We start from the raw sequence: 23,956 nt of genomic DNA, 5'->3' as shown, positions 1-23,956 counted from the left end.
GCGTCACGCAACGCTGACGCAACATCTGCGGGAGGCAGAGGAACATGAACAGTGGCCCGGAACCCCGGTTGCCTGAAATTCTGGAACAGAAGGGCGTCAACAAGATCGTGCTGGTCGGCCTGATGGGGGCCGGCAAGTCCTGTGTCGGCCGTCGCCTGGCCACACGCTACGGCCTGTCCTTCATCGATGCCGACAGCGAGATCGAGGCCGCGGCTGGTTGCAGCATACCCGAAATCTTCGCCCGCGACGGCGAAGAGGCATTCCGCACCGGCGAGCGCAAGGTGATCGCACGGTTGCTCAGGTCTGATAAGCCGGCGGTGATAGCCACGGGCGGCGGGGCCTACATGAACGCCGAAACCCGGGCGGAAATCCATCAACACGGCCTGGCCGTATGGCTTCGTGCAGAGCTCGACGTTCTGGCGCGGCGCACGTCCAAACGGGACAACCGTCCCCTGCTGAAGAAGGGCAACCCCCGCCAGGTCCTTGCAGAGCTGATCGAGACCCGCTATCCGGTCTATGCTGAGGCCGACATCACGGTGGAAAGCCGTGAGGGTCCGATAGATGCCACGGTCGACGAAGTGGTCGCCAGCCTTGAGCCTGTGGGCCGAACGAAGGAGGACCCTCTTGAACGCGCCTGAACGCCTGCCCGTTGAGCTGGGAGAGCGCAGCTACGATATCCTGGTGGGCGAAGGACTGCTGGCCACGGCCGGCCGGCACATCGCTGAAATCGTTGGCCGGCGCAAGGTGATGATTGTCACCGACGAAACGCTGGCCGAATTGCACCTGGCCAGCCTGGAGCGCTCCCTGGAAAGCGAGGGCATCGACTTCGAGGCCTTTGTGGTGCCTGCGGGCGAGGCCACGAAATCCTTCGGCCAGCTGGAAAAACTCTGCGAGCGCTTGCTTGAGGCCGGCGTGGAGCGCAAGACGCCCCTGATCGCCCTTGGCGGCGGTGTCGTCGGTGACCTGACCGGCTTTGCATCCGCAATCCTTCTGCGCGGCACGCCCTTTATCCAGATCCCGACCACCCTGCTGGCCCAGGTGGATTCCTCCGTGGGTGGCAAGACCGGAATCAATACGGTCCAGGGCAAGAACCTGGTGGGCAGCTTCCATCAGCCCCAGTTGGTGCTGGCAGACACTGAAGTCCTGACCAGCCTGTCCCGGCGCGAACTGCTGGCCGGCTATGCCGAGGTGGTGAAATACGGCCTGATCGACGATCCAGGCTTCTTCACCTGGCTGGAGGGGCACGGCCGTCGTCTGATTGCCGGCGACCCGGCGGCCCGCAGCCACGCTATCCTGAACTCCTGCGCCAGCAAGGCACGGATCGTTGCCGCCGATGAACGCGAGGGCGGCGTGCGCGCCCTGCTGAACCTGGGACATACCTTCGGCCATGCGCTGGAGGCCGAATGTCGCTATGATGGGGATCTGCTGCATGGCGAAGCCGTGGCCATCGGCATGGTTCTGGCCTTCGAACTTTCTGCCCAGATGGGGCTCTGCCCGCCCGAGGATGCCGACCGGGTCCGCCGTCACCTGGCGGCGGTTGGCCTGCCCACAAGTTTCGAGCGGCTGGCCCAGCGCTGCTGGAATCCCGAAGTCCTGCTGGACCACATGCGCAAGGACAAGAAGGTTGCGGACGGCCGCATGACGCTGGTGCTGGCCCGCGGCATTGGCCAGGCCTTCCTGACACAGGAGGTGCATGCCGAGGATATCCTGCACCTGCTGGCCGAGGAAATCTCACAAACCGCCGTGATTCAAAGCTGATAACCGGCTCTAACTAGACGTTCTGCAACGGACCAATCTCGACCATGGAAACCTCCATCATTCTCAGCCTGGTGGGCATCGTGATCTGCCTGGTGCTCTCGGGATTCTTCTCCGGTTCCGAGACCGCGCTCACCGGGGCTTCCCGACCACGCATCCACACCCTGGCCCGCCAGGGCAACAAGGGCGCCGAAACGGTTCTGAAGCTCTGGGACAGCAAGGAGCGCATGCTGGGTGCCATTCTGCTGGGCAACAACCTGGTGAACATCCTGGCTTCGGCGCTCGCCACCTCGGTCCTGATCTACTTCTTTGGCGAAGCGGGCGTGGTTTATGCGACCTTCGGCATGACCGCCATCGTGCTGATCTTCTCCGAGGTCTTCCCCAAGACCTTCTCAATCTATCACGCCGACAAGACGGCGGTCACCGTCGCACCTGTCATGCGTGTGATTGTCGTTCTGTTCAGCCCGATTACCCAGTTGGTGCAGTTCCTGGTCACGCGTGTTCTCAGCATGCTCGGTGCCGGTCCGGAGTCCGGTCACGCCGGTGAACGCTGGGAAGAGGAACTGCGCGGGGCCATCGACCTGCACACCGGCACGGATGAAGAGGAAAGCCGCCACGAGCGCGAAATGATGCGCTCCATACTGGACCTGGCCAACGTCGAGGTTGCCGACATCATGGTCCACCGGCGCAACGTACTGACACTCAATGCCGATGACCCGCCCGAAAAGCTGCTCGAACAGGTGCGCGAGAGCCCCTATACCCGCCTGCCACTCTGGAAGGATTCGCCCGAGAACATTGTCGGCGTCCTGCACGTCAAGGCGCTCTTCCGGGCCCTGCAGACCGAGGCGCCGGAAATCCAGAATCTGGATTTCCTGGCCATCGCCGGCACCCCCTGGTTCATCCCGGAATCCACGGACCTGCTTTCGCAGTTGCAGGCCTTCCGCGCACGCAAGGAGCACTTTGCCACTGTCGTCGACGAATACGGAGAGATGCGCGGCATCGTTACACTGGAAGATATCCTGGAAGAAATCGTCGGCGACATCAGCGACGAGCACGACCTGCACATCGAAGGGCTTGAGGTGCAGAGCGATGGTTCGGCCATCGTGGCCGGAACGGTCACCATCCGTGACCTCAACCGGCAATGCGACTGGCAACTGCCCGACGATGAAGCCTCCACCATCGCCGGACTGGTGCTGCACGAGGCCCGCCGCATTCCCGATGTCGGTCAGGCTTTTTCCTTCCATGGCTGTCGTTTCGAGATCCTGGGGCGCCAGCGCAACCAGATCACCCTGCTGCGTGTCACGCCCCAGGACGAGGACGAGATCAGCGAGGACGAGCGCGACTGAACGTACGCGCGGAGCGCGTTTTCGGGGCAAGGAAAGCGTCACAAGCAAGTCGCTTGACCACCCTTCGCGAGGCTTCCAGACTGTATGTCAGCGTTGACCGGGTATCCTCCCGGTGAACATGCTACAGGAGGGCGCCATGCAACGCCGTGTTGTCCCTGATATCGTCAGCAGCCAGAAGCTGACGACCTTTTCCGCCGATACCACCGTCCGCACGGCCACAGCCGTCATGAACGAACGCTCCATCGGGGCGATCCTGATCCTGAAGGACGAGCAACTGGCCGGCATCTTTACCGAACGCGACCTCTTGCGCCGTGTCGTGGCCGCCGGACTCGACCCGGACGCCACCTCGCTCGAGGAGGTGATGACTCCGGACCCGGACACCCTGGCTCCGAATGCAACGGCCATGGAGGCGCTGCTTTTGATGCGCGGACGCGGTTATCGCCACCTTCCGGTGATCGACAAGGGCAAGCTGATCGGGATCGTCTCGATCCGTGACCTCTTTGCCGCGGTCCAGGAGGAGCTGGAGCAGGACCTGCAGCAGCGTGACGCCCTGCTGTTCGACACTGGCTACGGAACCGGCGGCTGAGCCGGGCCTTTCCGGCCGGCGTCTTGCGTCACCGCCGAGGCGGCGCTATGCCTTCTGGCCATTTGTAGAGCAGTGCCAAGGATAGAGATCGCATGCCGCTTCCCCCACCCGTCGAGCGTGAGCCACTGCACACGCGCCGCTATCACTTCGAGGGCTTTCGCCGCAGCGACGGCCTCTGGGATATCGAGGGGCGCATCGTCGACACCAAGCACTACGCCTTCAACAACCAGCATCGCGGCACCATACAGCCGGGCGAGCCACTGCACGAAATGGCCGTCCGTCTGACGCTGGATGACGACTTCGTGGTGCGCGACATCGCCGCCGACACGACAGCCTCGCCCTTTGCCATCTGTCCGGGTGTAACCCCCAACTACCGAAACCTGATCGGCGCCAGGATCGGCCCCGGCTGGCGCAAGGCCCTTCGGCAGGCAGTCGGCGGCGCCGGTGGCTGTACCCATATCACCGAGATGCTGGGCGCCATGGGCACCGTGGCCTACCAGACCTACGTCTCGAAAAGCGATCCCTCCAACCGCGACGGCAAACCGCGCCGTACGGACCTGGTGAACAGCTGCCACGCCTTCTCGGCCGACGGCCCGCTGGTCAAGGAATTCTGGCCGGATCAATACACGGGGGAATAGGGCAACACGCCGTGATTGACCACTGCTGGGGCGAAACTTTTAAGGAGCACCGCCTTGGCGGGAATTTGATTTGACTCGGGAATTCACCCCTTCATACTGCCGGGCTATCATCAATTCTGTTTCAGGGGGCAAACATGAGGAACGGGATTCTCGCCACTATCGGGATTATATTCTCGGCACTTGTACTCGCGGGCTGTGCCCAGACCGAAGGAAGCAGTTCCTTCAACCAGACTTACAACTTCCGTGACAGTTCGCGCATCGCCGTCGTGGCCGTGGAAGGCCTGGGCGCCAACGAGGCGGCCCGGACCCAGGTCAGCAACATGATGACCCAGGACCTGATGAGCAAAGGCTATTCGCCGATCGAGCGCCAGCGCGTGCGTGAAATCATCGATGAGCAGGATTTCCAGCTCAGCGAGCGCACCACGGCGACGGGGGCGGCCCGCATCGGCCGCATCCTGAACACCGACCTCGCCATGATCATCAGCATCCCAAGTTACAGGGAGGACATGAGCCTCAGCGCCCGGGCGGTGGACGTGCAGACAGCCGAAATTGTCTGGACCGGTTCGGGCTCCGGCACAACAGGTGATGGGATGAACCAGGCCGTGGGTGCCTTCCTCGGCGCTGCTGCGGGTGCCGTGACCGGGGCTGCGGTTACCGAACACGATACCACCGGCGCCCTCGTCGGTGGCGCGGCTGGTGCTGCAGGCGGCGGTCTGGCCGGTGCGGCCTTTACCCCGCGCAAGGAAGAGCAGATGCGGGAACTGGTGACGAAAGTCATGGAAGGCTTTCCCAGCCGCATGAGCTCCTTCGGCTCGTAAGCATTCAACAGAACTCCGGGCTGCAGGCTTCACGCTCCGGCCCGGTCCTGTCAGAGCCTTGTCGAGACCGGTTCAGGTCTCGGCAGGGCTCTTTCCCTGTCAGGCATCCTCGTCCGGCGTCAGGGTCTTGAGCTGCAGGGCGTGGATACGCTCGGACATCTCCTCGGACAGCAGGGCATAGACCCGGCGCTGGCGGGCAACACGGCTTTCGCCCGCAAAGGCCTGCGAAACCACCTCCACACGAAAATGCGTCTCGCCGCCCGGCTGCCAGCCGGAGTGGCCTGCGTGCTTGTGGGAGTCATCGACGACCTCCAGGCGCTGAGGCGCCAGGCCGGCACGCAGTTTCTCCGCGATCCGCTGTTTCATGGAAGGCGCCTGGCCGGCACCGGTGGAACCATCGCTGGGCATGGACATCTGGGCTTTCCCGCGTTAACGCTCAATCGCCGCTTTCATCGGGCGGCTGTCCTGCAAGGCTGGGAACCCGCCGGCCACCTGTCAAGCTATCAGCGTTGAGGGTACGAAGATGTCCCTGCGTGGTGCCTACCTCCTGCTCGGTGCGATCATCCTGCTCTGGGGCAGCAACTGGCCCATCATGAAGATCGGACTGGACGAGGGCATACCGCCTTTCTGGTTCGCGGTCAGCCGCCTTTTCCTGGGCATGGTGACCCTGCTGGCGCTGTTGGCCGCACTCGGTCGCATTTCCCTTCCACGCCGCAGCGACCTGCCGGTCATCTTCACCGTGGGGCTTCTGCAGGTGGCCCTCTTCCTGGGCGCCATCAACTTCGCCCTGCAGTACGTCGAGGCCGGGCGCTCCTCGGTGCTGGCCTATACCACGCCGCTGTGGGTTGCGCCGGCCGCCATCCTGATCCTGGGCGAGCGTCCCTCGCGCCTGAAAGTGGGCGGACTCCTTCTTGGCCTGGCCGGCCTGATCGCGCTCTTCAATCCCCTGGCGCTGGACTGGAGCGACCCTGATGTGGTGACCGGCAATCTGATCCTGATGCTGGCAGCCGTCGGCTGGGCCATCGCCATCCTGCACGTCCGCGGCCACCGCTGGAGCAGTTCAGTGCTTCAGGTCATCCCCTGGCAGATGATGGTGGCCCTGGTCCCGCTGACAGCCCTGGCCCTGATCTTCGAAGGCGACTACAGACCCGATCTCTCCACCAAGGCCTGGGTCGTGATTGCCTACAACGGTCCCATCGCCACCGGCTTCTGCTATTGGGCGACGATCACCGTCACGCGCAGCCTGCCGGCCATCTCCACCTCGCTGGGACTTCTTGGCGTGCCCCTGGTGGGGGTGGGCAGTTCCGCCCTGCTGCTGGGCGAGGCCCTGACGCCCAGCCTGCTGATGGGCCTGCTGGGCATCGTTGCCGGGCTGGCCCTGGTCAATATGGCGGACCTCAGGGCCCAGCCGGACACCATGGGAAAACGCGACCAATCGGCAGAGAAATGAAGCCAAACGTTGATTGGGCGCCGGCGGGCACCTTGTCAGCAGCAGGAGCGCCCCTCATACTCATGACATGACGTCACGCACGCCACGGATGGAAGGCCTGCAAACCGCTACGCAGCAGGCTGGCAAGAGGACTCGTGTCTGCGACCACCCCGATTGCGGGGCGGCTGGAGAATACAGGGCGCCTGCCTCGCGCAACAGGCTGAACGAATACCTCTGGTTCTGCCTGGAGCACGTGCGCGCCTACAATGCCGCCTGGGACTATCATCGCGACATGGATCCCCAGGACGTTGAAGCCGACCGCCGGAAGGCCTACACTTGGGACCGTCCAACTTGGCGAGTGGGTAGCGGCGCTGCAGATCTGCGCGATGCTGAAGCTGCTGCACGTGCCCAGGCTGAGGAGTTGGCTGGACGGCGCCGGCGCCAGAGACAACGGCACCGCGCTGGCGGTCAGGACCAGCAGGCCGACGCCCAGCCCGTCTCAGATCGGGACCGTGCCCTGGAAGCCATGGGGCTGTCCGCACCCATCACCTGGGCGGCCATACGCACGCGCTATCGGGAGCTGGTGAAAAGCCTGCACCCGGACACCAACGGCGGGGACAAGGTCGCCGAGAATCGCATGAAGGCCGTGAACGAGGCCTACGGTATCCTCAAGGCCCTTTATCTCTGAAGGGCCACGCACCAACTTGAGTCACAACAGAAAGTCCAAGGAAATATCAGTATCATGTCCGAAATGACAGAGAACGGCGCCAGCGAAATGCCGAAGGGCGCACCCGACATCAAGGTCTCCGTGCGCCAGACATTCGGCATCGACAGCGACATGATGGTGCCGGCCTTTTCCCAGGAATGCGACTACGTGCCGGACAGCGATTCCACCTATCGCTTTGACCATGACACCACGCTCGCCATCCTGGCCGGCTTTGCCTATAACCGCCGCGTCATGATCCAGGGCTATCACGGCACCGGCAAGTCCACCCATATCGAGCAGGTGGCCGCCCGTCTGAACTGGCCGACGATCCGCATCAACCTGGACAGTCACGTCAGCCGCATCGACCTGATCGGCAAGGATGCCATCGTGCTGAAGGATGGCAAGCAGGTCACCGAGTTCCGCGAAGGCCTGCTGCCCTGGGCGCTTCAGAACCCCACCGCCCTGGTGTTCGACGAGTACGACGCCGGCCGTGCCGACGTGATGTTCGTGATCCAGCGTGTGCTCGAGGTGGAAGGCAAGCTGACCCTGCTGGACCAGAACAAGGTCATCCGGCCGCATCCCGCCTTCCGTCTGTTCTCCACGGCCAACACCATCGGCCTGGGCGACACCACCGGGCTCTATCACGGTACGCAGCAGATCAACCAGGGCCAGATGGACCGCTGGAACATCGTCGCCACGCTCAACTACCTGGAGCACGAGGCCGAGGAGGAAATCGTCCTCAACAAGTTGCCCGGTTATGACAGCAAGGAAGGCCGCGAGCGCGTGCGTGCCATGGTGGCCGTAGCCGACTTGACCCGCAGCGGCTTCATCAACGGCGACATCTCCACGGTCATGAGCCCGCGCACCGTGCTCACCTGGGCCGAGAATGCGGAGATCTTCCAGGATGTTGGCTTCGCCTTCCGGGTGACCTTCCTCAACAAGTGCGACGAGATCGAACGCACCACGGTGGCCGAATACTACCAGCGCTGCTTCGGTACGGAGCTGCCCGAAACCGGCGTTCAGGCCACCCTGGTCTGAGGGGCTTGAGGGACGGAGAGCAGCATGAGTTCGGGTGACTCCCCAATCGAGCGGTTCAAGCGCGTAACCTCCGCAACCATGCGGGCCATAGCCGAGCGCGACGACCTGACGGCAAACTTCTCGCCATCGGGTCGCGGCCTGCAGGGAAACGAGGCACGCCTGCCCATGCCGGCACGCGACCTGCCGCCCGATGATGTCGCCCTGGTGCGCGGCGAGGCCGACTCCATCGCCCTGCGCCTGCGCTACCACGACAGCGGCGTTCATGCCGCGCAGCAGCCGTCCGACAGCGAAGCGCGCAGCGTTTTCGATGCCGTCGAGCAGGCGCGTTGCGAGGCACTGGGCATGCGGCGCATGACAGGCTGCACCTTGAACCTGGATGCGGCGCTGGAGGAAAACTACCGTAGCCGGGGCCTGAACCAGGTCAGCGACCACAACGATGTCCCGCTCTCCGAAGTCCTGCGCCTGATGGCCCGCGAGGCCATTGCGGACAAGCCGCTGCCGCCCTCTGCCCAGCGACTGGTGGAAAGCTGGCGCAACCATCTGGATCCGCAGATCTTCCGTGACATCGATGCCTTGCAGAAATCCGCTGGCGATCAGGAGGAGTATGCCCGCCAGGTCCGCCAGATGCTGCAGCACCTGGACCTGGACGCCGGCAGCGAACCCGAGCCCAACGAGGAGCAGAGCGAAAGCGATCAGGAAGGCCAGGACAACGCCGGCGAGGACAACCAGACACGCGGCGAAGGCGGCGAAGAGGATTCCGACGAGTCCGACTCCAGTCAGAGCAGCGAGATGGAGGAGCAGGACAGCGGCGAAGGCCAGGAGGGTGAGGAAGCCGTCGAAAGCGAAGGTGAAGACGATGAGGGCGAAGGAGCAGAGGAACCTGGCAGCCCCAACCGTCCACCCGAGTGGGACGATCGCCGCAACTCCATACCCGCGGAAGCCTATCGCGCTTTCACCACCGAATTCGACGAGGTGGTGGACGCAGCCACGCTCTGCGATCCAGACGAGCTGCAGCGCCTGCGCCATCTGCTCGACCAGCAACTGGCGCACCTGCAGGGCGTCATCGCGCGCCTGGCCAATCGCCTGCAGAGGCGCCTGATGGCCAAGCAGACCCGGGCCTGGGAGTTCAACCTCGAAGAGGGCCTGCTGGACACGGCACGGCTGGCGGGGGTCATAGCCAACCCGACCAACTCCCTGTCCTACAAGCACGAGAAGGACACCGATTTCCGGGACACGGTCGTCACCCTGCTGATCGACAACTCTGGCTCCATGCGCGGCCGGCCGATCTCTGTGGCAGCCATGAGCGCGGATATCCTTGCGCGCACGCTGGAGCGTTGCGGCGTGAAGGTCGAGGTGCTGGGCTTCACCACCCGCATGTGGAAGGGTGGCCAGGCGCGCGAGCGCTGGGTGTCTGCCGGCAAGCCGCCCCTGCCCGGGCGCCTCAACGACCTGCGCCATATCGTCTACAAGGCTGCCGACGATCCCTGGCGCCGTTCGCGCAAGAACCTGGGCCTGATGCTGCGCGAAGGCATCCTGAAGGAGAACATCGACGGCGAGGCCCTGCTTTGGGCGCACAACCGTCTGATCGCCCGGCCCGAAGCCCGGCGCGTCCTGATGGTGATCTCGGACGGAGCCCCGGTCGATGATTCCACCCTGTCGGTCAACCCCGGCAACTACCTGGAAAAGCACCTGCGCGAGGTCATCGAGTACATCGAGACCCGCAGTCCCGTGCAGCTGACGGCCATCGGCATCGGCCACGATGTCACGCGCTACTACAAGCGGGCGGTTACCATTGTCGATGCCGAGCAGCTGGGCGGCATCATGCTGGAACGGCTGGCCGAGCTCTTCGACGAGCCCGAGGTCCAGGAGGCCCGCATGCGCCAGGCCCAGAAACGCCGCGCCGGCTGATCCGGCCAGTCCTCTTCGCGAAACAAGACTGTTCGGCCGATTGAATGGGGCCGAGAGTCGACTGTCCCGACAGCCCGCGGAACCGGGGGCGCTGCACACCCGCCGCGCCCAACAATATCGTTCCCCCATGAACAACTTTCTTCACCGGGCTGGCCTGAAATCCCTTGATTATTTGCAAATCGTTCTTATAATCATTCTAAGGAATAAAGGAGAGTCCAAGGTGACACCCATGAAACGCGATCTTGCCAAGACACTCAGCTACGGCTTCTTCCATATCCTGGTGGGCTTCAGCATCGCGTTCGCGCTGACCGGCTCTTTCGCGATCGCCAGCGGCATCGCGCTCATCGAGCCCCTGGCCAACACCGTCCTCTACTTCTTCCACGAGCGCGTCTGGAAACGCCTGGGCAGCCGCCGGGAGGCGCAAGAGGAAAGCCCTGCCAACCACCATAACCGTGCACCTGCATGAGGCCTCCAGTCTGGCGACAAACAAGGACATCTTCCCAAAGCTAAAGTCTTTCCGATAGGCTATGCTGCCAGAATAGGTTTGCCTTCCAGGGAGAGACATCATGAGCAATAGCCTGAACACCTGGGCCCCGCGCATGCTCAGCATCCTACGGATTATGGCGGCGCTCATCTTCCTGGCGCACGGCACCCAAAAGCTGTTGGGTTTTCCGCCCAGCGACGGTTCCCCCGCCCCCTTCACCCTCTCGTGGATTGCCGGCACCATCGAGCTGTTCTGCGGTGCTCTCCTGGTGGTGGGGCTTTTCACGCGCCCTGCCGCCTTCCTGGCCTCGGGCCTCATGGCCTTCGCCTACTGGCTCGCGCATGCACCCCAGAGCGCCTTCCCTGTCAACAACGGTGGCGATGCCGCCATCCTCTACTGCTTCATCTTCCTCTACCTCGTCTTCGCGGGCCCGGGCCCCTGGAGTCTCGACGCCCTGCGCAAGCACTGAATTACACCCACAGTCGAGACAGCCTGTCGTCCGGAAAGATTTGTACGCATCAGTAATTTTTTTGATGCACAAAACCTTTGTGTGCATCAAACTCTAGATTGATGCACACAAAGCAAGAAGCGGCGAGACATGGAAATTTCTGCGCACAGTCGTCCGGCGGTGGTGGCCTACCAGGACCTGCTCCGTCTCCATCTCGACGAAAGGGCTTCAAACCTGGTGGGCACCATTGAGGAGCGGCAACGTAACGGTCGAACCTATCTCTACGAGCGCTTCCGGATCGGCACCGAGATGATGAGCCGGTACCTGGGAGAAGACAAACCGGAGCTGCGGGCGCGCTTGGAACGCGCGGAAACGCTGAAAACTGACAAGGAAGCCCGACGAAAGCGGATGACCAGGCTCGCCAAGACGCTCCGGGCCGAAGGTTTCATAACGACGGACCGGGAGACTGGTTCGATACTTCTCGCCTTTTCTCGAGCAGGAATGTTCCGGCTTGGTGGCACCCTCGTGGGAACATCGGCCTACAGCCTCTACCAGGGCGAGCTCGGGGTGCGCATGGATTATGAGGAATTGGCCCAAACCGGTGACATTGATTTCGCCAGTTTCGAACGGCTCTCGGTTGTATTGGAAGACAAGGTCGAAGAGAACCCTGCCGAGATCCTCAAGTTGCTCAAGTTCGACCCGGTTCCCGGTATAAACGATCGACAGGTTTGGAAATGGCGACAGAGCCACTCGGAAGCAATGGTCGAGTTCCTGACGCCGGCCTTCGGCGACGAAAAGGTTAAGCCGCTACCTGCTTTGGGGGTAAGTGCCCAGGCCCTGAACTACCTGAACTTTCTGATCGCGGACCCGATCCATGCGGTTGCTCTCTACCGCTCCGGCGTTCTTGTCCAGGTGCCCCGGCCCGAGCGTTTCGCGATTCACAAGCTGATCGTGGCCGATCGGCGCCGCAGCGGGCCCAATCAGTGGAAGTCCCGAAAGGACCGGGCCCAAGCCGAGTTCCTTGTGGCGGTTCTTTTCGAGGACCGTCCAGACGAACTCGCAGAAGCCTATGAAGACGCGCTATCGCGTGGTCCGCGTTGGCGAGACCGAATCAAGTCAAGTTTGAAACGTATGCCTGAGACGGCAGAACGACTATCAGCCTTGGTTTAACACGCTGACAAGGTTCCTATCTGGCGCAGCAAAAGTCTGCGCCGGCCGCCCTCATGGAACTGTAAACCATGTGTCCGGTATGGACATATAGGACTCGCTACCATAGCACCTTCCTTTCGGAAGGAACGGAAGTTCATTTCTTCATAACTTACTGAAAAATAAGGAAAAATGGCGGGCCCGTAGGGATTCGAACCCCAGACCTCTTCCTCCGGAGGGAAGCGCTCTATCCAGCTGAGCTACGGGCCCGCGAACGGGCAACGCCGTTATCGGGCGCGACACTACCCAAGCCTCCGCCAAAGAACAAGAGGGCATGGCGCTTCAGGACGCCGGTGCCTGCTTGGTCAATACTTCGGCCGAGGAGGGCAGGCGCCCCCTGTCTTCCTCCTCCACCCAGGCCGCGATGTCCGAGATCACCACATCGGCTTGCAGGTCGCGGAGCAGCAGGTGCCAGCCGTCCTCGTAAAGCGCGTAGCGGTGGCCCTCTCTGTTGGGCAAAGCCTCCCAGAAGCGATCGACCGGCTTGCGCGGGACGATCTCGTCCTTCTTGCCGTACAGCACCAGGGTCGGTGTCTCCAGATTCGATCCGGCCGCCAGGGCTGCGTCCATCAGGTTCACCAGCCCATAGATGGCATCGACGCGCGAGCGCTTGAGCACCAGAGGATCGCGCCCCAACTCGCGCAGCATCTCGATGTTGTCCGAGGCCTGGCGTTGCAGACCGGCACCGGAGGGTTTGAACCAGGGCACAGTCCGAACGGCGGCCCAGAGAGCCACGCGCTGGTACCAGGGCTGCGTGCTGCGGGCCCAGACCGCTGGCGCCGACAGCACCAGGCTGTCCACCGGCAGGCCGGCTTCCGTCGTGGCCGCCACCACGGCGACGGCACCCCCCATGGACTCGCCCAGGACATGCAGAGGAACCCCCGGATTTCTCTTGCGCAACAGATTGGCGGCCGTGCGCAAGTCCTCGGCCAGAACCTCCTTGCCCGGCCAGAGGCCACGGTGCGGGGCATCGCCGAACCCACGCTGGTCATAGGCATAGACGGCAATGCCCTGCTCGGCGAAACTCTGTCCCGCTTCCTCGAAAGCATGGGAATAGTCGTTGAAGCCGTGAACGGCCAGGATGATCGCTGACGGCCGCTTTCCGTCAGCGGGCAGCCAGGCGCGCAGCGGCAATTCCAGTCCGTCCTGCGTGATGAACGCTCCGCGCGTCGCCTCCGTCTCGATCATGATCTCGGGCTCGGCATCCCCGGGCCCGGACGGGGCATTGCGCGGCGCACAAGCGGACAACAGCATGGCCACCACTGCGATCAGGAGGACGGATGAGAAAGCGTGCCTGGACAAGGTTGCATTCCAATGTGCATGAAGAACATCGGATTCAGCCTAATTCTTTTTCCGTGTCAATTGGAGAAATATGTCTTCCAGGTCCGCTTCCTCGGTGCGCAGATCGACCACGCTCAGCTTTGAGGCATTGATCGCGCTCAGAAGGTCGGCCACGGGGCTTTCGCTTGCGCGATAGCGAAAGATCAGGCGATGGCCGCCCACCAGTTCGGGCCCGAAGGAGCGCAACGCCTCGGGCACTTCCGTCAGGTCTTCGGAAACCGTCAGGCTCAGCTCCTTGTTGTCCAGGCGTTTCAGCAGCTTCTCCGTCGACTCGCAGGCAATGACCTCGCCGTCATTGATGATCGCGATGGTATCGCAGAGCTGTTCTGCCTCCTCCAGGTAGTGGGTGGTCAGAAGGACCGTGGTGCCCGCATCGTTCAATGCCTTCACCTGGGTCCAGAGCTGCTGGCGAAGTTCGATGTCCACCCCCGCCGTCGGTTCGTCCAGTACCAGGATCGGCGGGTCGTGCACCATGGCCTTGGCCACCATCAGGCGCCGGCGCATGCCCCCGGACAGGGTTCGGGTATAGGCCTTGGCCTTGTCCGCCAATCCCAGCATATCCAGGATTTCCATGGTGCGCCGCTCGCCCGGCGGCACGCCGTAAAGTCCGGCCTGCAGCTCGAGCAGCTCGAAAGGCGTGAAGAAGGGATCGATATTGAGTTCCTGAGGCACCACGCCAATGGAAGCCCGCGCCATGCGCGTGTCCCGGTCGATGTCATAGCCCCAGATCCTGGCCGTGCCATGAGTCTTGGTCACCAGCCCCGCCAGGATGTTGATCAGGGTGGACTTGCCGGCACCGTTCGGCCCCAGCAGTCCGAACAGGGATCCGCGCGGAATGTCCAGGTCGACCTCTTTCAGGGCCACCTTCTCGGGCATGCGCGAATCGCCACGATAGACCTTGCCGAGTCCTTCGACGGATACGGCAGCCTCGGGTAACGCTGCGCGATCCGGTGCGGACGGCGCGGCGGCGTTTGTTTGCTGGAGCTTTGACATGATCGACCTTAACTAATTCGACGCGCATGCGCATGCAAGTGAGCGATGGACATTGATCCGGCCCGCTCAGCAGGTATCATCTGCGCCCGAACAACGGGGACCAGCCCAACCACGGGGATCAGCAAGGATAACCGCGCAATGACTGCAATAGATGACACGCACTACGTGGACGAAGAAACCGTGGCCTGCGATGGCGGCGGCGGACCGCTGGGCCATCCGCGGGTCTGGCTGAACATGGAGGGCCAGGGCGAAATCGACTGTCCCTACTGCGGGCGTCACTTCGTTCTGTCCGAAGAAGGCCGCAAGGCGGCCGGCGACGGTCATTGAGCCGCGCCAGGCCTCGTAACCCCTCCCGCAAGGCAGGCGCAGCATGAGCGAAAGCACGGGCAAGGCCGCCGCCAACGGCGTGAAGCACCTCTACGTCGTGGACGGCTCCGGCTATATCTTCCGCGCCTACTTCGGCCTGAAGACCCAGATGTCCGCCGCCGACGGCACGCCCACAGGGGCGGCCTATGGCTTCACCAACATGCTGATGAAGCTGATGCGGGAAAACGAGGCCGACGGCCTGCTGGTGGTGTTCGACGCAGGCAAGCGCTCCTTTCGCAACGATATCTACGACGACTACAAGGCCAACCGTCCGGAACCGCCGGAGGACCTGATTCCGCAGTTCCCCATCATCCGCGAGGCCACCAAGGCCTTCGGCCTGCCCTGCCTTGAGCTCGAGAACTACGAGGCCGACGACATCATCGCCACGCTGGCCCGCCGCGGGCGCGAGGCCGGCATCCACGTGACCATCGTCTCCTCGGACAAAGACCTGATGCAGTTGGTCACCGATGGCGTTGACATGCTGGACCCCATCAAGAACACGCCCATCGGTCCCGACCAGGTCCAGGAGAAGTTCGGTGTGGCCCCGGACAAGGTGGTCGAGGTCCAGGCCCTGGCTGGCGATTCCGTGGACAACATTCCCGGCGTGCCGGGGATCGGGCTGAAGACGGCCGCCGAATTGATCGGCACCTACGGCGATGTGGAGACCCTGCTGTCCCGCGCCGAGGAGATCAAGCAGCCCAAGCGCCGAGAACGCCTGATCGAGAATGCCGAGCAGGCGCGCATTTCGCGCCAGCTGGTCCAACTGGACGCCGAAGTGCCGCTGGACTACGAAATCAAGGACTTCGTCAAGGACGAGCCCGATCCCGACGAGCTGCGTTCCTTCCTCGAGAAGTACGAATTCCGCTCGATCATAAACCGCCTGAGCGACCTTCTGGGCGAGGCACCGGAACCGGCACGGGAGCGCAAGGAACCCACCGGCTACAGCTTGGTGACCAAACTCTCGGAGCTGGAGGACTGGATCGCACGGGCGCGCGAGCAGGGCTGGCTGGCGGTGGACACCGAAACCACCTCCCTGGATCCGCAACAGGCGCACCTGGTGGGCGTCAGCCTGTCGCTGGAGGCCGAAAGCGGCTGCTACATCCCGTTGGCACACCGCAATCCCAAGGCGGAGGGCCTGGACTTCGACCAACAGGACGAGGGGCCGGAGCAGGTCGATTTCGACACGGCCCTGGCGGCGCTGAAGGACCTTCTGGAAGACGATTCCGTCCTCAAGATCGGCCAGAACCTGAAGTATGACATGCGGGTGCTATCCAACTACGGCATCCGCCTGACGCCCTTCGACGACACCATGCTGCTGTCCTATGTCCTGGAGGGCGGCCTGCACGGGCACGGCATGGACGAATTGGCCGAACTGCACCTGGGCCACCAGACCATCCCTTACAAGGAAGTCGCAGGCAGCGGAAAGTCCCAGGTCACCTTCGACCTGGTGCCGCTGGACAAGGCGCTGGACTACGCCGCCGAGGACGCCGACATCACGCTTCGCCTCTGGGAGGCGCTCAAACCGCGCCTGGTGCCGGAGAAACTCACCACCGTCTACGAAAGGCTTGAACGTCCTCTGGTGGATGTGCTCTGCGAGATGGAACTGGTGGGCATCAAGGTCGATCGCGACCGCCTGCGCCGACTGTCCAACGACTTCGCCCAGCGCATCGAAACGCTGGAGGAGGAGATCTACAAGCTGGCCGGGCGGCGCTTTACCATTGGCAGCCCCAAGCAGCTGGGCGAGATCCTCTTCGACGAACTGGGACTGGACGGCGGCGGCAAGCGCGGCAAGTCGGGCAGCTATTCCACAGGTGCCGACATCCTGGAAGGCCTGGCCAACCAGGGCCATGACCTGCCCGCCCGGGTGCTGGACTGGCGCCAGCTTTCGAAGCTGAAATCCACCTACACCGACGCGCTTCAGAGCCAGATCAATGAGAAGACCGGGCGCGTGCACACCAGCTTCAGCCAGGCCGTGGCCTCCACGGGCCGGCTGTCCTCCAACGACCCGAACCTGCAGAACATCCCCATCCGCACCGAAGAGGGACGCAAGATCCGGGAAGCCTTCGTGGCCGAAGAGGGGCATACCCTTCTGGCCGTGGACTACAGCCAGATCGAGCTCAGGCTGACCGCCCACATCGCAGAGGAGGAGTCCCTGCGCCAGGCCTTCGCAGATGGCCAGGACATTCACGCCATGACCGCCAGCCAGGTTTTCGGCGTACCGCTCCAGGACATGGACCCGGCCACCCGACGGCGCGCCAAGGCCATCAATTTCGGTATCATCTACGGCATCTCGCCCTTCGGGCTGGCCAACAACCTGGGCATCGCCCAGTCCGAGGCCAAGAGCTACATCGAGGCCTATTTCAAGCAGTACCCCAACATCCGCGCCTACATGGACAGCATGAAGAAGCTGGCGCGCGATCAGGGATACGTCTCCACCCTGTTCGGCCGGCGCATCCACGTCCCGGCGCTCAAGGACAAGAACCCGGCCCGGCGCAGCTTCGGCGAACGCGCCGCCATCAACGCCCCCATCCAGGGCACGGCGGCCGACATCATCAAGCGCGCCATGATCCGCGTCCAACCGGCCCTCGAGGCCGAGAAGCTGAAGGCGCGCCTGGTCCTGCAGGTGCACGACGAACTGCTCTTCGAGGTCCCGGACGCGGAATTGGAGACGACCACGAAGGTCGTGACCGAGATCATGGAGAAGGCCTGCGACCCCGTGGTGGAACTCTCCGTCCCGCTGGTCGCCGAAGCCGGCCACGGCCCTTCCTGGGCCGAGGCGCACTAAGGCGGGCGGAGCCTGTTGATGGAATTTGAATGACCTGAAGAAACTGAAATTTTCGTTGCTTTCCGGAATGGAAAGAGCAAATATGTTGATGATCAGAACCCCCACGCCTCTCAACGATGCGCACCAGGGGGTTTATTTTTGCTTGGAAGCTATACCCAAGGATATGTCTCAGCGAACATTTGCAAAGCCGGTCCTTTCGACGAACGAGTTGATCTCATTCCTTCAGGACAAGGGACTCGAATTCAAGCATGAACAACAGGCCAAACGCTGCCTGACATATATCGGATACTATCGGCTGAAAATCTACATGAGGCCGTTCGAGACAGCTTCAAAGAACTTTCGTCCCGGCACAACCTTCGAGAAGGTGGTCGAAACCTATAACTTCGATAGAAAACTCAGGCTGCTGTGCCTGGATGCTATTGAACGCGTCGAGGTCGCATTACGCGCCTCTCTCATCAACGTCATGGGTTCTCATGGCGGTCCACACTTCTATTACGAAGAGACCTTTTTCGAGAACAAGGAAGCTGTAACTCGTATCCGGCGAAAGGGAGAGAATGGAAAACACCTCTCTATCACACATTACAAAACAGAATATGAGACGCCCTATCTTCCGGCTATCTGGTGTCTGACTGAGGCCTCCACCTTCGGCGAAATCTCACGATGGTATGCAGACCTTCATCGAGCTTATCGCAAAGAGATAGCCTCGGAGTTCGGCTTTGATGAAAGCATCTGTGTTTCCTGGTTTCGTTGCCTTTCAACGCTCAGGAATATCTGCGCGCACCATGGGCGTTTATGGAATGCCGAGATGCGTGTGGATATGCCCAAGAAGGCCAAGGCTTACGAGGAAGACTTGGCAGACAATACCACCTGCTATTCACGGCTGGTGGTCCTCGCGGCTATTCTGAAGAAGATTGATCCAGGCAACGGAGAAGGATGGAAATCCCAGTTGCGCGAACTGCTGGACAGTCGACCGACATCACTTGATCCAAGGTTCATGGGTTTTCCTGAAAACTGGACTTCGAGGCAACCCTGGCCTGATGACCATCGTTGATTTCTCAGGGCAAACACGTCCAGGGGAAATCCGCCCTACCGCCCCGTGCGGAACTCCAGAACTTCAGGCAGCCAGAGGGCGATGTCGGGGAATATGGCGACCAGCAGCAGGATCCCGGTCATCGACAACAGCATCCAGGCCACCCATTTCATGGTGTCCTCCATGCCCACCCCGGCAATCCGCGTGGTCACCATCAGGTTGACGGCGATGGGCGGCGTGAACTGACCGATGGCGATGTTCATGGCCATCAGGATGCCGAACCAGACGATGTTCCACTCGAAGGCGTGCACGATGGGCATCAGCAGCGGCAGCGTGATCAGATAGATCGAGACGCCGTCCAGCACCATGCCGGCCAGCAGCAGGAAGATCATGATCAGGCCCAGCACCACCCAGGCCTCGTCGGAAATCGACAGCAGGCCCTGGGCCGCCGCGTTGAAGACGCCCAGCGTGCTGCCCGCCCAGGCGAAGAGCCCGGCAAAGGAGATGATGATCATGACCACGGCCGTGATCTCGGCCCCATCGGCCAGGATGCGGTAGACCTCGCGCCAGCCCAGCGTACGGTAGAGCAGGGTCCCGACCCCCAGTCCATAGACCGCCGCCACGGCAGCGGCCTCGGTCGGCGTGAACAGGCCGATGCGCAGTCCGCCCAGGATGATCACCGGCGCCAGGAGCCCCGGCAGGGCATCCATGAAACTGCGCCCAAGCGGCGGCCGCTCCTCGGCGGCCTCAGCCGAGCCGAACTGGTGGCGATAGCTCAGCCAGACGGCCGGCAGGATGATCGCCAGGCCACAGAGGATGCCCGGAATGATTCCGGCCGCAAAGAGCGCACGCAGGTCGGTGCCCGGGACCATGACGGTATAGATGATGAGCGCGATGGACGGCGGAATGATGATGGCGGTGGACGAGGAGGCCGCGATCAGCCCGGCCGAGAAGGCGCGGGGATAGCCGGCGCGCGCCATGGCCGGGATCATCACCGTGGCCACCGCGGCCGCATCGGCGGGGCCCGAGCCGGACATGCCGCCCATGATCAGGCTGACCAGGACCGCCACGACCGCCAGGCCGCCGCGTCGCGGTCCCACCAGGGCCGAGGCGAAGCGAACCAGGCGCTCCGCCACGCCAGAGCGCTCGAACGCCAGGCCGGTCAGGATGAACAGCGGTATGGCGATCAGGGGATACTTGGCGATGCCGTTGTAGACGTTGGTGCCGATCATCTCCAGGGACGTGGGCCCCAGCCCCACAAGGATTCCCGCCGCACCCGACAGGCCGAGCACGATCGCAACCGGAACCCCGGCGAGCAACAGCACAAGGAAGACGCCGATCAGCAGGAACTCGGGGGCTATCACGATGCCGTCCCCTCCAACCGGGCTCTGCGCTCGGCACGCAGGTAGCGCAGGGCGAAGCCCCAGGCGCGCAGGATGACGACAATGGAAATCATGGGCGCCCAGATCGTGTAGATCCAGCGTGGATAGCCGAGACCCGGCGAGGTTTCACCCCACTGGAATTCGAACCATGCCAGCAGGCCACCGTAATAGATGACCAGCGAGAACATCAGCGTGGTCGCCACCACGGACAGCATCTCGCAGAAGATGCGCCCGGCCGGTGGCAGACGGTTCACGATCACTGCAATCCGGATGTGATTATTGCCGGCCGAGGCCAGGGCGGCCCCGACAAAGGTCATGAAGACCATCAGGAAGGTCGAGTATTCCTCGGTAAAGGCAAAGGAAAAGTCGGTGACGTAACGCACAACCACATTGGCGAAGCTGATCAGGCAGATCAGCGCCATGGCCACTGCCCCCAGGGCGCGTTCCGTTGTAATGGGAATGCGCGGTTCCTCAACCGGCACCGCGGCCTGGCCTTCTTCCTCTATGTCACTCATGAATGACCTTCAGCCCTCACCGAGCTGTCATCTGGCACGATAAACTCTGGAAAGAGGGAGGCGACAAGCCTGCCGCCTCCCCTTCTCTCGTTCAGCGGTTCTCGATGGCCTCTTCGGCCTTTTCCACCAGGTCCGGGCCGATTTCCTGGGCCCATTCCTCATAGACGCCACGTGTAGCCTCGACGAAAGCGGCGCGCTCCTCGTCTGTCAGGCGGGTCACCTCGACGCCCTTCTCCTCGATGGAATCGATCAGCGAGGTGTCCGGCGGGACCAGTCCCTCGCGGGCCACCTCAATGCCATGGGCGCCTGAATCGATGGCGGCCTGGCGCACGATTTCCTGGTCCTCCTCGGTGAAGGACTCCCAGACATCGGGATTGACGGCATAGATCAGTGGATCGGCCATGTAGCCCCAGAGGGTGATGTAATCCTGGCCCAGCTCGTCCATGCCCAGTGTGGTGTAGATGGTCAGCGGGTTCTCCTGCCCATCCACGGCGCCGGTGGTGAGTGCCGGCTGTGCATCGGCCCAGCTCATCTGGGTCGGATTGGCGCCCAGGGCGGTGAAGGTGTCGTTGAACAGCGGCGAGCCGACGACGCGGATCTTGAGACCCTCCAGGTCCTCCGGCGTGCGCACGGCATGCTGTGAGTTGGTCAACTCGCGAAAGCCGTTCTCGGCCCAGGCCAGCGGCACCACGCCATTGTCCTCGAGGATCGTGAAGATCTCGTCACCCACCTCGCCCTGGGTCAGGGCATCGATGGCCTCGTAGTCCGGCATCAGGAAGGGCAGCGAGAAAAGGTTCAGCTCCTTGATCTGCGGCGACCAGTTGATGGTGGACCCCACGGCCATGTCGATGGAGCCGCGGCGCAGCGCCGTGAACTCGCGTGTCTGGTTGCCCTGCACCAGCTCCGCACCCGGATGTACCCGCATCTTGATCCGGCCATCGGTGCGCTCTTCCACCAGGTCGGCCCATTCCTCGGCGGCTACGCCCCAGGGAAAGGGCTCGGGCAACACGGTGGAGATGCTGTATTCGTCCTTGTAGTCCTGGGCAGCGGCACTCTGCACCCCCACCGCGAACGCGCCCGCCCCGAAGCTCATCGCCGCGGCGGCCAGCAAACTTGTCATCTTTTTCATCGTCTGGATGTCCTCCCCAATTAGAGACGTCTCTCGTTTTCATGCGCTCAAGCGACAACAGCCCCCGGCCAACACGGGCGAACCCGCACCCCTGGCACTGCTTCGCGTGAAAGCATGCACAATCTTGTTTTTCAGCACAGAAGCCGGAGCAAAAGGATGCTGCACAACGCTGGACAGCGTGCCCCTCTGAGCGGCGGCAGGATAAACTGCATACAAGCCGATGGAAAGCCCGTGCTTTCAACCCCATCCCCCAGGTTTCCTTTGGCCCGCCTTTGGCAGGCTGCTAGCTTGGAGTGAAACCGCTCCACCCTGGAGCGCAGTGGACACTCCGGAAATGCGCACAGCCTCCAAGTGGCTTTCCCTGACAGTGCTGGTCATCGCCGAAGCGGTGGGCATGAACCTCTGGTTCACCTCGGCGGCTGTCCTGCCCGACATGGCGCGGGAAACGACCCTGTCCGCCGATCGGCAGGCCCTGCTGTCAAGCGCCGTCCAGGCCGGCTTCGTGCTGGGGGCGCTGGGCCTTGCCATCACGGGCCTGGCTGACCGTTTCGACCCGCGGCGCGTCTTCTGCCTTTCCGCCCTCGCCGCCGCAGCCATCAACCTTGTCCTGCTGCTGCCGCCTCTGGGCAGCGACCTGGCCGTCGCTGGCCGGTTTCTGACCGGGGCGCTTCTGGCCGGGGTCTATCCCGTCGGCATGAAGCTGGCCGTCGGCTGGGGTCTGAAGGATCGCGGGCTGCTTGTCGGCCTGCTCGTTGGCGGCCTCACGCTCGGCAAATCACTGCCCTATCTTTCCGCCTACCTGGGCGGCGCCGACTGGCGCCTGGCCATCCTGACGGCCTCGCTGTTGGCGGCCCTGGGTGGCCTGCTGGTCCTGGCGGTCGGGCTGGGTCCGCACCACGCCACAGCGCCGCGCTTCCGGCCGGCGGCCATCAGCCTGGCCTGGAGGGACAGCCGCATTCGCCGCGCCTATATCGGCTACCTGGGTCACATGTGGGAGCTCTATGCCCTCTGGGCCTGGGTCGCGGCTGCGGCAGGCGCCTCCTACATGAGCCGACTCGACGTGGTCGCAGCGGAAAGCCTTGCCAAGTTGACCGCCTTCCTGGCCATAGCCCTGGGCGGGTTTGCCTGCGTTCTGGCCGGACGCCTGGCCGACCGTTTAGGCAAGGCCGAGGTGGCCATGACTGCCCTGGCCGTCAGCGCCGGTGCCGCCCTTCTGAGCGCCCTGGCCTTTGGCGGTCCGATCTGGCTCAACTTCCTGCTCTTCCTTGTCTGGGGTCTGGCCGTGATACCCGATTCGGCGCAGTTTTCCGCTCTGGTCGCCGACTTTGCACCACCCCATCTTGCCGGCAGTCTGCTGGCCTTCCAGACCGCCCTCGGCTTCGGCCTGACCATCGTCACGGTGCAGGTCACCCCCCTGCTTGCGAGCGCCGTGGGCTGGCCGGTCACTCTTGCCCTCATGGCCCTTGGCCCCATAATCGGACTCGTCGCCATGCGGCCACTTTGCAGCAGACCCAACCCCTGACCTCCTCCACACAGCGGTAATCCCATGACACTTGCCCAACTCCCCCGTCCTGCAGTGGTTCTCGGCTTCGCGGGACTGCTGCCCTTCATCGCGGGCAGTCTTGCCGTCTGGATCCTGCCGCGAGGCTGGAGCGACTATGCGCTCTTCATCCAGGTCGCCTATGCGGCCGTCATACTGTCCTTCCTGGGTGCCATCCACTGGGGCCTGGCCCTGGCCGGGACAGGTACGGACGGCAGCGACAGGGCGGCGATGACCTGGAGCCGCTTGGGCTGGTCCGTGGTACCGGCCCTTTTGGGCTGGTTCGCCCTGGTAATGACGCCCTTGCCCGGATTGATCCTGCTGATCCTGGCTTTCTTCGGCCTGCTCCAGGGCGACGTACTGGCCGTGCGCCGTGGTCAGGCCCCGGCGTGGTACATTGCGATGCGCCGTCCCCTGACCGCCACCGTGATCCTTTGTCTCGGGCTTTCCCTGATCCGCATCCTGCTCTAGAGTCCGCCTCCCGTAGCATCCATTAGAACAACTTCGATAGAC

24 protein-coding genes and 1 tRNA gene are annotated in these 23,956 nt (G+C 63.1%); 18 read left to right on the top strand and 7 right to left on the bottom strand.

Annotated elements, in window-relative coordinates; translation table 11 throughout:
* Positions 1-44: 44 nt before the first annotated feature.
* From G502_RS0111125 to G502_RS22830, 6 genes are all read left to right on the top strand, one after another.
* Positions 45-638: a shikimate kinase gene (locus G502_RS0111125; RefSeq protein ID WP_022728743.1), complete on the top strand. Its 594-nt coding sequence runs from the start codon at positions 45-47 to the stop codon at positions 636-638.
* Positions 625-1,758: a 3-dehydroquinate synthase gene (gene aroB, locus G502_RS0111120; RefSeq protein WP_022728742.1), complete on the top strand. Its 1,134-nt coding sequence runs from the start codon at positions 625-627 to the stop codon at positions 1,756-1,758. The genes G502_RS0111125 and aroB overlap by 14 nt, the downstream gene beginning before the upstream one ends.
* Positions 1,759-1,802: 44 nt before the next feature.
* Positions 1,803-3,101: an HlyC/CorC family transporter gene (locus G502_RS0111115; protein ID WP_022728741.1), complete on the top strand. Its 1,299-nt coding sequence runs from the start codon at positions 1,803-1,805 to the stop codon at positions 3,099-3,101.
* Between the two features lie 136 nt (positions 3,102-3,237).
* Positions 3,238-3,687, top strand: a complete 450-nt coding sequence (locus tag G502_RS0111110) for a CBS domain-containing protein (protein ID WP_022728740.1) — start codon at positions 3,238-3,240, stop codon at positions 3,685-3,687.
* 92 nt (positions 3,688-3,779) lie between these two features.
* The gene (locus G502_RS0111105) at positions 3,780-4,325 is read left to right on the top strand and encodes a DUF2889 domain-containing protein (protein WP_022728739.1); all 546 of its coding nucleotides are present in this window, start codon (positions 3,780-3,782) and stop codon (positions 4,323-4,325) included.
* Positions 4,326-4,459: 134 nt separating this feature from the next.
* Complete coding sequence (locus G502_RS22830) at positions 4,460-5,143, top strand: CsgG/HfaB family protein (RefSeq protein WP_022728738.1); 684 nt, start codon at positions 4,460-4,462, stop codon at positions 5,141-5,143.
* Positions 5,144-5,242: 99 nt separating this feature from the next.
* Here the strand turns inward: G502_RS22830 and G502_RS0111095 are convergent, their stop codons facing one another.
* A complete protein-coding gene (locus G502_RS0111095) occupies positions 5,243-5,557 on the bottom strand; it encodes a BolA family protein (RefSeq protein ID WP_022728737.1) in 315 nt (104 codons plus the stop codon).
* Positions 5,558-5,666: 109 nt separating this feature from the next.
* On the opposite strand from G502_RS0111095, the gene G502_RS19810 reads away from it, so the two are divergent.
* The 7 genes from G502_RS19810 to G502_RS0111060 all read left to right on the top strand — a co-directional run bounded on the left by G502_RS19810 (position 5,667) and on the right by G502_RS0111060 (position 12,326).
* Entirely contained in the window at positions 5,667-6,593 is a 927-nt protein-coding gene (locus G502_RS19810) for a DMT family transporter (protein ID WP_022728736.1), read from the top strand.
* Positions 6,594-6,660: 67 nt separating this feature from the next.
* Positions 6,661-7,260, top strand: coding sequence for a J domain-containing protein (locus G502_RS19805; protein ID WP_245560754.1), 600 nt, complete (start codon positions 6,661-6,663; stop codon positions 7,258-7,260).
* 54 nt (positions 7,261-7,314) lie between these two features.
* The gene (gene cobS / locus G502_RS0111080) at positions 7,315-8,316 is read left to right on the top strand and encodes a cobaltochelatase subunit CobS (protein ID WP_022728734.1); all 1,002 of its coding nucleotides are present in this window, start codon (positions 7,315-7,317) and stop codon (positions 8,314-8,316) included.
* Between the two features lie 24 nt (positions 8,317-8,340).
* The gene (cobT, locus tag G502_RS0111075; RefSeq protein ID WP_022728733.1) at positions 8,341-10,224 is read left to right on the top strand and encodes a cobaltochelatase subunit CobT; all 1,884 of its coding nucleotides are present in this window, start codon (positions 8,341-8,343) and stop codon (positions 10,222-10,224) included.
* Positions 10,225-10,453: 229 nt separating this feature from the next.
* Entirely contained in the window at positions 10,454-10,690 is a 237-nt protein-coding gene (locus G502_RS0111070; RefSeq protein WP_022728732.1) for a DUF2061 domain-containing protein, read from the top strand.
* A 100-nt stretch (positions 10,691-10,790) separates the two neighbouring features.
* On the top strand, positions 10,791-11,177 hold the full coding sequence (locus tag G502_RS0111065; protein WP_022728731.1) for a DoxX family protein: 387 nt from the start codon (positions 10,791-10,793) through the stop codon (positions 11,175-11,177).
* 129 nt (positions 11,178-11,306) lie between these two features.
* Positions 11,307-12,326, top strand: coding sequence for a nucleotidyltransferase family protein (locus G502_RS0111060; RefSeq protein WP_022728730.1), 1,020 nt, complete (start codon positions 11,307-11,309; stop codon positions 12,324-12,326).
* Between the two features lie 169 nt (positions 12,327-12,495).
* On the opposite strand, the gene G502_RS0111055 is transcribed toward G502_RS0111060, so the two are convergent.
* From G502_RS0111055 to G502_RS0111045, 3 genes are all read right to left on the bottom strand, one after another.
* Positions 12,496-12,572 (bottom strand) — tRNA-Arg (locus G502_RS0111055).
* Between the two features lie 72 nt (positions 12,573-12,644).
* The gene (locus tag G502_RS0111050) at positions 12,645-13,664 is read right to left on the bottom strand and encodes an alpha/beta hydrolase (protein ID WP_026989362.1); all 1,020 of its coding nucleotides are present in this window, start codon (positions 13,662-13,664) and stop codon (positions 12,645-12,647) included.
* Positions 13,665-13,703: 39 nt separating this feature from the next.
* Complete coding sequence (locus G502_RS0111045; RefSeq protein WP_022728728.1) at positions 13,704-14,696, bottom strand: ABC transporter ATP-binding protein; 993 nt, start codon at positions 14,694-14,696, stop codon at positions 13,704-13,706.
* Between the two features lie 138 nt (positions 14,697-14,834).
* Here G502_RS0111045 and G502_RS0111040 point away from each other — a divergent pair, with 138 nt between their 5' ends.
* Genes G502_RS0111040 through G502_RS0111030 form a run of 3 tightly spaced genes read left to right on the top strand, consistent with a single transcriptional unit; the run spans position 14,835 to position 18,898 of the window.
* The gene (locus tag G502_RS0111040) at positions 14,835-15,023 is read left to right on the top strand and encodes a zinc-finger domain-containing protein (RefSeq protein ID WP_026989361.1); all 189 of its coding nucleotides are present in this window, start codon (positions 14,835-14,837) and stop codon (positions 15,021-15,023) included.
* Between the two features lie 43 nt (positions 15,024-15,066).
* Entirely contained in the window at positions 15,067-17,847 is a 2,781-nt protein-coding gene (gene polA / locus G502_RS0111035; protein ID WP_022728726.1) for a DNA polymerase I, read from the top strand.
* Between the two features lie 25 nt (positions 17,848-17,872).
* A complete protein-coding gene (locus G502_RS0111030) occupies positions 17,873-18,898 on the top strand; it encodes an Abi family protein (protein ID WP_081649772.1) in 1,026 nt (341 codons plus the stop codon).
* Between the two features lie 35 nt (positions 18,899-18,933).
* Here G502_RS0111030 and G502_RS0111025 read toward each other — a convergent pair whose 3' ends face one another.
* The 3 genes from G502_RS0111025 to G502_RS0111015 all read right to left on the bottom strand — a co-directional run bounded on the left by G502_RS0111025 (position 18,934) and on the right by G502_RS0111015 (position 21,903).
* Entirely contained in the window at positions 18,934-20,241 is a 1,308-nt protein-coding gene (locus G502_RS0111025; RefSeq protein ID WP_022728724.1) for a TRAP transporter large permease, read from the bottom strand.
* Positions 20,238-20,774 (bottom strand): TRAP transporter small permease, encoded by a 537-nt coding sequence (locus tag G502_RS0111020; protein ID WP_022728723.1) that lies wholly within the window; start codon positions 20,772-20,774, stop codon positions 20,238-20,240. Before G502_RS0111020 ends, G502_RS0111025 begins: the two co-directional genes overlap by 4 nt.
* Positions 20,775-20,865: 91 nt before the next feature.
* Positions 20,866-21,903: a DctP family TRAP transporter solute-binding subunit gene (locus tag G502_RS0111015; RefSeq protein WP_022728722.1), complete on the bottom strand. Its 1,038-nt coding sequence runs from the start codon at positions 21,901-21,903 to the stop codon at positions 20,866-20,868.
* 334 nt (positions 21,904-22,237) lie between these two features.
* Between G502_RS0111015 and G502_RS0111010 the strand changes: the two genes are divergently transcribed.
* On the top strand, positions 22,238-23,425 hold the full coding sequence (locus tag G502_RS0111010; RefSeq protein ID WP_022728721.1) for an MFS transporter: 1,188 nt from the start codon (positions 22,238-22,240) through the stop codon (positions 23,423-23,425).
* 24 nt (positions 23,426-23,449) lie between these two features.
* Positions 23,450-23,914, top strand: a complete 465-nt coding sequence (locus tag G502_RS0111005) for a DUF3429 domain-containing protein (protein WP_022728720.1) — start codon at positions 23,450-23,452, stop codon at positions 23,912-23,914.
* Positions 23,915-23,956: the final 42 nt, after the last annotated feature.

Origin of the sequence: Fodinicurvata sediminis DSM 21159 (assembly GCF_000420625.1) — a bacterium.
Lineage (GTDB): Bacteria > Pseudomonadota > Alphaproteobacteria > Kiloniellales > DSM-21159 > Fodinicurvata > Fodinicurvata sediminis.
Note: the sequence above shows the minus strand (reverse complement) of the source record. Positions and strands in the feature narration are given on the sequence as shown.